Origin of the sequence: Adhaeribacter radiodurans (assembly GCF_014075995.1) — a bacterium.
Lineage (GTDB): Bacteria > Bacteroidota > Bacteroidia > Cytophagales > Hymenobacteraceae > Adhaeribacter > Adhaeribacter radiodurans.
On the sequence record NZ_CP055153.1, the window covers coordinates 5,648,147 to 5,660,930 of the forward strand.

Below are 12,784 nucleotides of genomic sequence, written 5' to 3' on the forward strand. Positions count from 1 at the left end.
ATTTGTAAAGTTATCCTCTATAACCAGTAATATAATAAATTAACCCGTTTACTCTGGTATAAATAGCTACTCTTCCCCCCTTGCCTGGAGAAAGTAGATAAGGGCCATTTGCCGGGTGGCAGTATTTTGTTTTTAAACGGCCATAGCTAAGGCTTTGCGGGTACCCACCAATACCACTAACTTTTTGGCCCAGGTAATACCGGTATAAACCAGATTCCGGAATAACATGCCAAAGTGTTGGATAACTAAGGGAATGATTGTTTCAAATTCACTGCCCTGAGATTTATGAATGGTAATGACCTAGGCTAAATCTAGCTCCAGCATATGCTCTTTTGGGGAGTGTACGTCATGTTTAAAGTTAATAATTCTTTTCTTATCTACTCTAAAGGTTGAAAAATACGCTCTGCCTGGAAGTGGACATTCTTTTAGGCAGTTTCAATTATATCTGGTCCAAGCCCAAATTTAAATCTATAAGAATTTACTTACGCAAAATTGGTGTCCGATATAATTCCGAATAAAACAAAAAAACCTCATTACTTACTTTAGAGAGGTTCGAAGTGGTCTCACCCAGAATCGAACTGGGATCAAAAGTTTAGGAAACTTCTATTCTATCCGTTGAACTATGAGACCTAATAAGTTGGTAAGCTGCAAATTTAGCGGAAATATTGCGTTATACAAACCCGGATAAATGGGATAAAATACCCCGGTTAAGAAACCCTTATTCCCTTGCCTCCGTGTAATAGACGAAAGTTAGTTAAAGCATTTCTAACCGTTTCGTTGGTTGCCAACAGATTTAAGAATAAATTAATTTACTTTAACTGGCCCGCCGGCAGGCTCACCGTTTATCCGGCCACCTTATATAAAAATTTAATTGCCTGATACGAACGATACAAGATGGCTTTGTTAGATAAAAGAAGTACTGCTCAAGCGCCGGAAGCTTACATTGATGATGACGATACCCAGCCTGCCCTGATTTTTATTCCGGATATTAGCGGTTTTACCAAGTTTGTGAATGAAGCCGGCATTGCGCAGAGCCGCACGCTTATCGCTGATTTACTCGAAATTATTATCGAGGCTAATATTCTGGATATGAAACTTAGCGAAATTCAGGGAGATGCGGTTCTATTTTACCGACCGGGGCCACCTCCTTCTATTCAGGAAGTAATAAACCAGTGCAAGCAAATTTTTCTCGACTTCCAGAATTACCTCAGAATTGTAGAGCGCGACCGGGGCTCTTCGCTCAGTGCGTCTTTATCAGGCAGTAATCTCACGTTAAAAGTAGTGGTGCATTATGGGCAGTTGAGTGTTACCTTAATCCGCAACCATATAAAACTGATGGGGAAAGATGTAATTATTGCGCACCGGTTGTTAAAAAACAATGTGGAGAGCGATGAATACGTACTGCTGTCAGAGGGATTTTTAAAAACGCAAACCGAAGAAGCCATTCGGCAGAGCTTTAGTAGCTGGACCCAGTTACGAACTGGTTCCACCCATTACGAGCACCTCGGCGAAATCCGGTACCAATACGCTTATCTTACTCCCCTACGTTTATTGGTTACCAATCACCGCAGCCTGGATGGTAGTAAAAGATACCCCAACACATTTGCCAGTAGTGTTACCATTAAGGCTCCGGCCCGTTACATACTGCGGATTATTAGTAATTTCCGGTTGAAACCTTCCTGGATGAAAGGTATGACCAACGTGTATTACGATACAACTAAGGCTAACCGCATGGGCATGGCGTATAAATGCAACCTGAACCGCGGCCAGATTGACATTCAAACGGTACAAAGTTTTATCGGCGAAGACCACATTGAATACGTAGAAAAGATTTACAATTTTCGGGTATTCCCCAACGCACTTTTGTTTTTTTACCTGACCGTAGTTGATGCAGAGCATACCTATCTTTCTATCAAATTCCATTACAGCCGGGTAGTAAAAAACCGTTTCTTTTACTTTTACATGCGTCGCCGGATGAGGCTTTTCCTGGGTAAATCGCTGTTAAACTTAAAAAGCCTCTGCGAAAAAATGTACCAGCAAAACCCTCGTTAATAGCTGCCTATATGTAGAGAGCCCCAAGTATCAAGATAGTAGATAGTAGACTTCTACATAGATTAAAATTACTAAACTGCGCGGCTCTTCAATCGAATAAGCCTTACACATGTCCGACTTTTCAATCATTCGTAAATGAATATTTAAACTTTTCTTAACCGATACGATGAAGTAGAAGTGCCACTTATAGTTAAGCAAATAGGAGGTAAATAAGAACTTTTTTAATGAAACTAGGCGTTGATTTAGCAGATACCCACGTTACATAGGGCAGTTGACGCATTATTTTTTAGCTCAAGTCCGTTTATGTAAGCTGGATAGAGTATATTTACGTCCGATTTTTTCTAGCAGGAAAAATTGTTTCTTATTGTTGATTTTGTTTGGATAGAATGGCTGAAAAGCAACAAAGATCTATATATCAAAAGATTGTCAATTTTCTTTGGCGGGGTTTTCTGGTAGGGTTGGTGTTCCTGGTTATTTATGTAGTATTTGTTTCAGTAAATTTTCTGTATTTATTCGGCTCCTCGCCTGGTCTCGAAAACCTGGAAAATCCCAGCAGCGAAATTGCGTCAGAACTATATACCGCCGATGGCTTATTAATTGGTAAGTATTTTACTGAAAACCGTAGCCCGGTATCCTACGGTAAAATCTCACCTATACTCATTAAAACGCTGGTTGCCACCGAAGATGTACGGTTTTACCAACATTCCGGCATCGACGCACGAGCGCTTGGATCTGTTTTTTATTTTACATTGCGTGGGGAAAAACGGGGTGGTAGTACCATTACGCAACAGTTGGCTAAAAATCTGTATAAAACCCGTACCGACGATTCGCGGGGCGCCCTGGGGCATATCCCGGTATTAAATACGCTTATTAGTAAAACCAAGGAGTGGACTTTGGCGGTGCAGCTCGAGCGCAATTATACCAAAGAAGAAATTTTAACCATGTACCTGAATACAGTAGACTTTGGTTCGAATTCTTACGGAATAAAAGTAGCTTCCAAAACATTTTTTAGTACGTCGCCGGATAGTTTAAAGCCCGAAGAGGCGGCCATGATGGTAGGTTTAGTAAATGCACCCTCGCGGTACAGTCCTAAATTTAACCCGAAAAATGCGCTGGCAAAACGAAATTTCGTGATTGATAAAATGGCGAAATACCGCATTGTAACCAAAGCAGCAGCCGATTCTTTAAAAGCTTTACCTATTACCTTAAAATACAAAATAGAAAAACATTACGAAGGACCCGCTACTTATTTTAGAGGCGCCGTAAACGATTTTGTAAAAAAATGGTGCGAAGAAGAAAATAAAAAAGCCGGTTACGAAAAATACGATATTTATACCAGCGGTTTAAAAATTTACACCACCATTGACTCGCGCATGCAGGCTTTAGCGGAGCAAGCGGTAGAAGAAAAAATGCGTGATTTGCAAAAGAAATTTAACCGCCACTGGAAAGGCAAAAATCCTTGGGTAGATGAGAAAGATAATGAAATACCCAATTTTATCGAGACCATTGCGCAACGAACGGAATATTACCACAAGTTAAAACGGCTTTACGGCAAAGATCAGGCAAAAATTAATGAATTGATGAATTCGCCCCGTAAAATGACGGTTTTTACCTGGCAAGGCGAAAAAGATACTACCTTAAGCCCTCTTGATTCTTTACGTTATTATAAGCGTTACCTGCACGCTGGCATGATGACCATGGACCCATTTACCGGACAAATAAAAACCTGGGTAGGAGGAATTAATTTTAAATATTTCAAATACGATCACGTGCGTCAGGCCAAGCGACAGGCGGGTTCTACTTTTAAACCTTTCGTTTACTTAACAGCCCTGGACAACGGTTACACTCCCTGCGACCGCATCCGCGACGAGCGAATTACCATAAAATACGTTGAAAACGGCAAGCCTATGGAGTGGCAGCCCAACAATGTAACCCGATCTTATACCGGTATTAACATGACTTTACGTCAAGCTATGGCCCGCTCCGTAAATTCAGTAACGGCCCAGTTAACAGAGCAGGTAGGTTGGGATAGAGTAGCGCAATACGCACATCGCTTAGGTATTACTACGCCCTTACAATCTGTTCCTTCTATTGGTTTAGGCTCGGGTGGCGATGTATCGGTGTACGACATGGTAAGTGCGTATGCTACCTTCGTGAACAACGGTTTCCGGAGCGACCCTATGTTTGTTACCCGCATCGAAGACCGGAACGGCAACGTAATTCACCAGTTCAGCCCGAAACAAAAAAAGGTAATCAGCGAAGAAACTGCCTTTTTAATGGTGCACATGCTTAAAGGGGGCATGGAAGAACCCGGTGGTACATCGCAGGCTTTATGGGAATACGACCTCTGGAAAAACGGCAACGAAATTGGTGGCAAAACAGGTACTACTTCTAATTATTCCGATGGCTGGTACATGGGCATTACCAAAGATTTAGTTTCGGGAGTATGGGTAGGTGGCGAAGATCGCAGCATCCATTTCCGGACTTCAGCTACCGGCGAAGGCTCTAAAACAGCGCTGCCCATCTTTGGGTTGTTTATGGAAAAGCTCTACAAAGAAAAAGAACTAGGCTATAAAATGGGTCGATTCCCGAAACCAACGGTAAAAATCCGAAAAAATTATTATTGCCCTACTCCGCGTTACTCCGCTCCCAAAACCGATTCTGTTTCTACGGATCAATTATTAGAAAAACTCAACGATAGTTTACCGGATGATATTTAGCTAAGAATAGGTAAATAAGGATAAGTGGTATTAAAGGCCTGAATCAATATGATATTTTGGGCGTTTAGTACCACTTATCTTTATGGCTTTTCTCTTTTTTGTAAGGTAACTACCGTAAACCTGATCCATATTCCTTATTAAGAGTTAAATAGTTATCAGCCCAATTCATCTAAGACAAAACATTTATAATTTTTTATTATATAAATCTTAATTTGAAATAATTGCAAGAATTGGTTGAAAATAGCTTCGAAAATTATTAATTTAATAAAAAAATAATAGTATTTAAGTGCCATATTTTGGCAGAAAAAACGTTATACAAGGGTAGAATGATATAATTGGTTGTAACAGAATTATGCTATGTTTAAGATAAATAAACTATTTTTTTACTTTTTAATATTACTCAGTTTTTACTTTATTAATGGTTCCGTTAGGGCCCAGCGCGTAGATATTCAGGAATGGCCGAAAGGGCGGGTAGTTTTAACTTCCGGCGATACGTTAAGTGGCCCATTAACCTACCATCGTACCGAAGATATTGTGCGGGTTACCTTAAAAGATGGTTCTATTCAGGCCTATGCGCCGGTAAATGTAGTTAGCTTTACTGTTTCAGATGGTCGTTTTTCGCAAACGTTTAAACCCTACATGTGGAACCGGGGTAATGATTACAGCGATTACAAAGCGCCGGCATTTTTTGAACAATTAAACGAAGGCAAATACAGCCTGGTGAAACGTGAAACCATTGTGCGTCGCAACATGAATACGGGGCCCATGTACGCCGGTTATGGACGTTATTACGACCCTTATGGCTATGGCAATTACTCCCGCTACGTAGAACAAGTGCAAGATTTATTTTACTTACATACCCCTGATAACAATATAATTGCTTTACGCCGACCAAAACGCGACCTGGAAGATATTTTCGGAAAGAAAAATAAAGAAATGAAAGCCTTTATTTCGGCTAATAAATTAGATTATGATAATGCCCGCGACTTGGTGGTAATCGTTAGCCACTTTAATCAAATAAGTCAGTAGTAATTTAATTCACCCGTAAAACAAAACAGCCGCTTCGAAAGAGCGGCTGTTTTGTTTTACATATTTCCCTTATCCCCTGAATTTGCCGGAGCTGTGCTATAACCGAACACTAAACCGGACAGTTACGTCCGGAAACGTACAACTTTTTAACTAAAATTCTTCAAAAACAGCTATTGAAAGCCCTTATTTAGTCTTTTATAGTTTTGGCACAACCGTTGCAAAACCTCTAAACGAGATCAATTATTAAAATACCTGATTTTCAAAATAAAAAACGCAAACTAAAGAAATAAAACTATGAAAAAGCTTCTTCTTTCTTTCGTGCTGATTGCTCAATTAGGTTTTGCAATGGCCGACAATAAAACTCCCTTAATGGTGGTGCAAGTTCGGAACAACAATGTAAAAATGTTTCAGCAAGCCGGCACTTCCACCCCCGTTATTGAAACTGTTACTACTGCCGACCGGGTAGAACTCATTCGTAAATGGAACACGCATTGGGCTTTGGTAAAAGTGAATGACAAAGTAGGTTATGTATTATTTTCGGAATTAACTAACCTGAAAGCACAACCCCAATCAAAAGCTCTTGCTACTCGCTAAGGTTCTAATTTAGCCGGAAGGCAAAAACAAAAGGTGAACCCGTAAGTTCACCTTTTGTTTTTTATGGGTATACCTAATTTATTTAGAATAAAGTTGAAGCTATTAAATATTACAAAGCAATAGCTTTATTTATTAGTAGATCTTTAAGGTATACTTTCCCTTAATTTAATTCTTTACATCTTGCTGTTTTTGCCGGCAAACTTCTGGTATTCGGCGTTAATCTGGTCGTCGGTAAGGGTACTACCGGAGTGAACAATCAAGCGGTGGCGGAATGTAATTGATTTACCAGCCGGCAGTTTGTAATTTAGTTCTTCTTTACCGTCGCTCAATGCTTTTTGACCCAGAGGATTTGCGGCGAATAAACCGTAACCACGAGCGTGCCAATAAGTAGGGAAGCCCACATTCTGCGGATTATCGAGCATTACTACGGATACGGGTTCCTGATTGATTTTTCCTGTTAAGTTTACCCATTTACCCCGCGTACCCCATACGGCATCGCCTTCTTTACCTTCAGAACTGCGGTATTTACCCGTTACGCCTTCGTTATTTAACTTTGCTACTGGAGTAGCTTTGCCACTTGCATCAGTAAAAACTTCTGGTTTATCTGACGGATGTTCTAATTCACGAGCCAACCGGAGGCCAATTACTCCTTCTTTGTTATCTTTAAAAGAAACGTCTTCCTGTAAAGCCGTAAGGGTGGTAATCCGGTCGATGTAGCGGTCGTTTCCTTTGCCACTGAATACAAAACGAGTATCCTCACGCAATAAGTTAGTACCATCGGGTTTCTGCCAGTCCATGGTTACGGCAAGTTCGGCCTGGTTTTCCCCGTTTGTCATTTTGGTTACTTTCCGGTGCTTAATGGTACCGTAACTATTTTTCTTATCGGCTTCAATGGCAGTAGAATTATTCCAAAAATCAAGACCATTTACATCGCCGTAGTTAAACCACAAGCCTACGTGGTGCGGATGGTCGACGCGCTCACCTGGACGCGGGTCATAAGGCCAGCCCCGGGTAATGAGTGTTCCTTTAGCGGTGCGTATGGGGTACAAAACCGGCTTCATTAAGTCATCCGGGTAAAAATAAGACGTAAATGGTTGTCCATTTACTAAAACATCTACCCGCTTACTTTTTTCATCGGCTACTAAAGTAAATTTTTGAGCTTTAGATTTCGGCGGATTCTGAGGTTTTAAAATAAAACTAACGCTAACAAGTAAAATGGTAAAGAGCCCGATTGGCAGCAAGGGGAAATATTTTTTTTGCTTCATAATTAGCATACTAGCAGATACAAGGTATTTCAAAACAAAGTATTTTTTTAAGAAAAAGGGATGATAAACTTTCGTATTACCACCCCTTCCCATAATAAGCATCAACAAGAGTTTTATAGCTAATAAATCTTTTAGCTAACGGTTAAATCTTGTTTGGCATCGTCGAAAGTAATTTTTTTACCGGTAGTTAAAGCCGCATAGGTCATTTGGTTGGCTACAGAGTGATTGTAACCGGCCCGCACCGAAGCATTCGGAGTTTTACGGCTGCGTACGCATTCCATCCAATTGCGCATGTGCAAGGAGGTCATTGGGTCGCCACCGGTATTAGCGGCAGTTTCCATTTTAGCGGCATTCGGTAAAGTAAATTCCTGTAAAAGGTTGGCTTTCATACCCATTTCGTCGGCCATTTTCTGCGTTAAACCGCCCTCTGAAGTAATCTTGTTCGTATCCAGGTTCATCATACCGCCATTAGAGTAGTACAATTCTTTCGTACCGCCTGCCCCATTATGGAACCGCGACGAGAATACTACCTGGAAGCCTTTGCTCATATCGTCTTTCGGACCATAATCAAACACAGCAGTCATGGTATCGGCATTTTTGCGGCCATCTTTCCACATGTAAATACCGCCGTTAGCCGATACGCTGCGTGGGTGTTCTAAACCGGTAAACCAATGTACGGTATCAATCTGGTGCGACATCCATTGGCCCGGAATACCAGTTGAATACGGGTAAAATAAACGGAATTCCAAATACTTTCGTGGATCCCAGGCTTCTTTCGGACGGTTCATCAGGAAACGATCCCAATCAGTATCTTCTTTGCGGATTTCTTTGGTAAGCGGTACCCGCCAGCGGCCGGGCTGGTTTACGTTCCAGCACATTTCTACCATGGTAATATCACCAAATTTACCGGACCGGATAAATTCATTAGCGGCAATGTAATTAGGTGCGCTACGGCGTTGCGAACCAATCTGCACAATTCTGTCCGATTCTTCTACGGCTTTTAAAATAGCCCGGGCATCTTCCATACTCTCGGCCATCGGCTTTTCAATGTAGGCATCGCGACCGGCTTTAACGGCCTCCACTCCCATTAAAGCATGCTGAAAATCGGCGGTAGAAATAATAACAGCATCAATATTTTTATTAGCGTATAGCTCATCGTTGTTGCGGTATTTTTTAATTTTCATACCGGCTTTTTCTTTAATATACGCTTCGGCTTCATCGCGGCGGCGGTTCCAGATATCAGAAACAGCTACAAAATCAAAATTTAATTCTTTATGGTGGTCCAGGAAAGAAGGAACCAGGGAGCTTTTAAACCGGTTCGAGAAACCCACAATGCCCACATTTACGCGGTCGTTAGCGCCCATAATGCGGCCGTAACTTTTGGCACTGATGCCCATAGCTGCTACACTTAGGGTGCCTAAAGCAGCTTTTTTAATAAATTCTCGCCGGGAGTTTTCGTTATGATTTTCCATTATTAATTAAAGTTTGATAGCACTATTTAATTATATCTGCTAATTAAAGCGTTCTGATTTTAATATTGCGGTAATACACCGTGTTACCGTGGTCCTGCAATAAAATACGCCCTTGGGCAGCTTCCCCAAAATTAGGATAGTCTTTGTATTTACTTTGCGCTACCAAGGCCCGGTACTCCGGACTGGCCCGGGTGTATTCTACTACTTTGGTGCCGTTGAGCCAGTGTTCTACGAGGTTGTTCTTCGACACAATGCGTACCTGGTTCCATTCGCCAATGGGTTTGGCCTTTTTGTTTTTGGCCGGAATTAAATCGTACAATGAACCAATAGTACGATTTCCGTTTTTACCCATTTTAGCGTCGGGGTGGCGGACATCATCTAAAATCTGATACTCCAGGCCAATAGCTGAGCCCGGATGCGCAGGTTCTTTTTCAGTGACAAAATATTTAACCCCGCTGTTAGCACCTTCGGTTAGTTTAGCTTCAAGGGTTAGTTCAAAATTGCCGTATTGCTGATTTGTTACAATATCACCGCCATTCCGCGATTCAGCGCCATCGGACTGTAAAACGGTTAATTCGCCGTTTTCAATCTGCCACCCTTGCGTCGGGAATGCCTCTTTATGCGCTCCACGCCAACCGTTCGTCGTTTTACCATCAAAGAGCAATTGCCAGCCTTGTTTTTTTTCAGTGGCCGTTAAGGTATTAACCGGCTGATTTTTCGCCACACTTTTACTTGCGCTTTCTTGGGCCAAGCCAGTACCCCAAAAGCTGAGAACAACAAAACCAGTAAGAATACATTTTTCTATTTTTTTCATTATTAATTATTCTATTATACTTAAGCAAATGAAAATCAGATGTTAAACTTTAGCTGATTTTTCAAGTAATTGCGCGTTATCTGGCCACTTTCCAGGGGAGTGCGGTTTTTCTCGGGCACAGCATCCAATTCAATAATGGCGTAACCTTTAAAATTTACTTCTTTTAAAGCGGCAAAAATGCCCGGAAAGTTTACCCGTCCCTGGCCTAATTCCACGAACTGATAAGGTTTGCTGGGGTCAATAGCATTTTTATCGCGTACGTCTTTAATGTGCAAAGCTTTCAGCCGATTTTTGTATTGCCGAATGGCTTTGGCCGGATCGCCGCCTCCTTGCTGGTAATGCGCTACATCTAGCAGCAAACTCACGTATTTAGGGTCAGTATTTTTCAGAATTACGTCTACTTCTTCCGGCGTTTCGCCGAGTTGATGCATGTGGTTGTGGTAAGTAGTTTCGATGCCTAGCGGTTGCGTACGTTTGCCTACTTCGGTTAGCATCTTACCATATTTTACTAAATCTTCTTCGGTAGGAGCCCCGTTTTTTGGCCGCGATGAATTAGTTACCTGAATGTATTTACCGCCCAGGGCTTTCACGAATTTAGCGTGGGTTACGTGCTTGCTGATTTCGGCTTCGTCGTTGCCGGTATTTATATTAGCGTTACCGCTCGAAAACATGGCTAGCTCTAGTTTCGCCTCGTCTAATAGCTTTTTAAGTTCAGCGGGTTTCTGGCCGTATTCCGGATAGGTATTGGCCCGTAACTGAATACCGGTAAAACCTAATTGGGAGATTTCTTTAATGGCTTGTACATCGTTGCCGCCCCAGGTAATAGCCGAGTAACCAAACTTAATTCCGGAAGCCGCTAAAGCCGCTGCGAAAGTTTGAGGTGAGTTAACAATAATGGGAACGGCAACAGTTGCAAAACCAAGATGGCTTATAAATTGACGACGGGTTACTTTTACTGACATGGTATTTAGTTGAACACTTTTAATAATTTATCTAAGAAAAGATTTTAGATAAACTCATAAAAACACAGCCCAATAAGCTTAAAAAATAAAAATTGGGCACTTACGCTTTTTAAACTTATATTATTTTACCTTCCTATCATAGTAAAAAAGTAAGATTTTTTCCGGTAACGTTTCCGTTAATGTTATCGGAATACTAAAACAGAGCCTTTTTTTAAGCAACAGCTCTGTTTTAGTAAAGAAGAGTATTAGATTAATAACCAGGATTTTGCGGGAAAGAAGCCGCTCCTCCTTCAGTCCGGTCAATTTGGTCGTTTGGAATTGGGCGCAGTACATGGAACGGTTGAATATTGGGAGCACCATCCGGATTATATTTTTTAACCCGATCTATTAAGGTACCGGTTCTTACTAAATCAAACCAACGATCCATTTCTCCTAATAACTCGCGGGCCCGCTCATCTAAAATAAAATCTATGTTGAGTTGGTCAGCTGTTATTTCCATGGCTGTTTCTTTACCGGGCAAAGCTGCCCGGCGCCGCACTGCGTTTATATATTGTACCGCTTCTTCAATATTTCCAACTTTATACAAAGCTTCGGCGGCAATAAGATACGTTTCTGCTAAACGGGCCACCATAAAATCGCGGGAACCGGGTTCATGCTGTATGGAAGGCCGAAGGGGATCTAAAAATTTACTTAATGAAGGAAAATAACGGTAATTACCCGGAGCTAATACGGCCGTCCGATCAATAATTTCATAATTTTTAGTTGCTTTTACTTCTGCGGGAACATCATAAGGTGCTACCCAAATAGCTGTATCGCCCAGTTTCATACCAGGAGCTAGAGTAGCCGGATTATTGGCGTAAAACACTTGCTTAAAGGAGCCGTCGTAGCGCGAATCTTTGGTGCGATCGAATAAGTCGAGCGTATACAAAGTAGGCTTAAATCGCTTAAACGGACGACCATTGGCGATATCGCGCATTGTTCCTTTATGGCCGGCATCGTATTCCATTAAAAAGTAAAGGTGCCCACTATTACCCGTACTATTTGTTATTAAATCCTGGGTATATTGCACCGACCATACCACTTCGGAGTGCTGCTGGTTGCCCTGATCAAACACCGAAGCAAACCTGGGCAATAAAGCAAAATCATAGTTAGAAATTACTCCTTTGGCCAGATCTGCTGCCCGTTGGTTATCGTCTGGTTTAGCGGCCTCCGGAATACTTGCCCGGGTTAAAAGCACTTTAGCTAATAAGTGTTCCGCAGCGGGTTTAGTAGCCCGCCCGTAATCGTTTTGTTTTGCTGGTAATACGGCAATGGCACTTTCCAGGTCAGAGACAATAACATCGTACACATCTTTTACCGGCGACCGGCTGGCGGTGATCTGTACGTCGGTAGTTTCTTTAAGAGCCAAATGCAATGGTCCGTAGGTTTGTACCAGCACAAAATAATACTGCGCTCGCAAAAATCTAGCCTCTGCTACCCGAATGCCTTTTAGGGTTTCATCTAATTGAATGGTAGGAGCCCGATCAATTACTGTATTAGTAGTGTTAATAGCCCGGTAAAAATCATTCCAGAGATCCCGGATATAATCTACCTGCGCATTTAAATTAGGAGTATAATCGTTTACGAATTTATAATCGCCGTCGGCACCTTTGGTATAGGTATCGGTACCAAAAACCGTGAGCGTAAAACCGCGCTGGGTTCCGTACCAGGTCCGTAAGGGTTCGTACGATGCTTTTACTGCGTCTTCGAAACCCGTAGCGGTTGCATAATACTCCGGAGTAACACTGGATACTACTTTTTCGTCCAGAACATCCTTACAAGCTTGACTAAAAAAAGCCAGACTGCCTATTAGTAATAATATCTTCTTCATAAAATA

At 41.7% G+C, this 12,784-nt stretch carries 10 protein-coding genes and 1 tRNA gene; 4 read left to right on the forward strand and 7 right to left on the reverse strand.

Annotated features, from left to right (window positions below):
- Positions 1-132 precede the first annotated feature (132 nt).
- Both HUW48_RS27085 and HUW48_RS22525 read right to left on the reverse strand, forming a co-directional pair.
- Positions 133-297 (reverse strand): ATP-binding domain-containing protein, encoded by a 165-nt coding sequence (locus tag HUW48_RS27085; RefSeq protein WP_317173807.1) that lies wholly within the window; start codon positions 295-297, stop codon positions 133-135.
- A 261-nt stretch (positions 298-558) separates the two neighbouring features.
- Positions 559-630, reverse strand: a tRNA-Arg gene (locus tag HUW48_RS22525).
- A 264-nt stretch (positions 631-894) separates the two neighbouring features.
- Here HUW48_RS22525 and HUW48_RS22530 point away from each other — a divergent pair.
- The 4 genes from HUW48_RS22530 (at position 895) to HUW48_RS22545 (ending at position 6,395) form a co-directional block, all read left to right on the forward strand.
- On the forward strand, positions 895-2,052 hold the full coding sequence (locus HUW48_RS22530) for a DUF2652 domain-containing protein (protein WP_182413074.1): 1,158 nt from the start codon (positions 895-897) through the stop codon (positions 2,050-2,052).
- Between the two features lie 386 nt (positions 2,053-2,438).
- The gene (locus HUW48_RS22535; RefSeq protein WP_182413075.1) at positions 2,439-4,772 is read left to right on the forward strand and encodes a penicillin-binding protein 1A; all 2,334 of its coding nucleotides are present in this window, start codon (positions 2,439-2,441) and stop codon (positions 4,770-4,772) included.
- A 357-nt stretch (positions 4,773-5,129) separates the two neighbouring features.
- Complete coding sequence (locus tag HUW48_RS22540; RefSeq protein WP_182413076.1) at positions 5,130-5,801, forward strand: hypothetical protein; 672 nt, start codon at positions 5,130-5,132, stop codon at positions 5,799-5,801.
- A 294-nt stretch (positions 5,802-6,095) separates the two neighbouring features.
- Complete coding sequence (locus HUW48_RS22545) at positions 6,096-6,395, forward strand: SH3 domain-containing protein (RefSeq protein ID WP_182413077.1); 300 nt, start codon at positions 6,096-6,098, stop codon at positions 6,393-6,395.
- Between the two features lie 173 nt (positions 6,396-6,568).
- On the opposite strand, the gene HUW48_RS22550 is transcribed toward HUW48_RS22545, so the two are convergent.
- The 5 genes from HUW48_RS22550 to HUW48_RS22570 form a co-directional block, all read right to left on the reverse strand.
- Complete coding sequence (locus HUW48_RS22550) at positions 6,569-7,660, reverse strand: DUF6807 domain-containing protein (RefSeq protein WP_182413078.1); 1,092 nt, start codon at positions 7,658-7,660, stop codon at positions 6,569-6,571.
- A 131-nt stretch (positions 7,661-7,791) separates the two neighbouring features.
- The gene (locus HUW48_RS22555) at positions 7,792-9,132 is read right to left on the reverse strand and encodes a Gfo/Idh/MocA family protein (RefSeq protein WP_182413079.1); all 1,341 of its coding nucleotides are present in this window, start codon (positions 9,130-9,132) and stop codon (positions 7,792-7,794) included.
- A gap of 43 nt (positions 9,133-9,175) precedes the next feature.
- A complete protein-coding gene (locus HUW48_RS22560) occupies positions 9,176-9,946 on the reverse strand; it encodes a 3-keto-disaccharide hydrolase (RefSeq protein ID WP_182413080.1) in 771 nt (256 codons plus the stop codon).
- 35 nt (positions 9,947-9,981) lie between these two features.
- Positions 9,982-10,908 carry a sugar phosphate isomerase/epimerase family protein gene (locus HUW48_RS22565; RefSeq protein WP_182413081.1) on the reverse strand — a complete coding sequence of 309 codons (927 nt, stop codon included), beginning with the start codon at positions 10,906-10,908 and terminating at the stop codon, positions 9,982-9,984.
- Positions 10,909-11,158: 250 nt separating this feature from the next.
- The gene (locus HUW48_RS22570; protein ID WP_182413082.1) at positions 11,159-12,778 is read right to left on the reverse strand and encodes a RagB/SusD family nutrient uptake outer membrane protein; all 1,620 of its coding nucleotides are present in this window, start codon (positions 12,776-12,778) and stop codon (positions 11,159-11,161) included.
- Positions 12,779-12,784 lie beyond the last annotated feature (6 nt).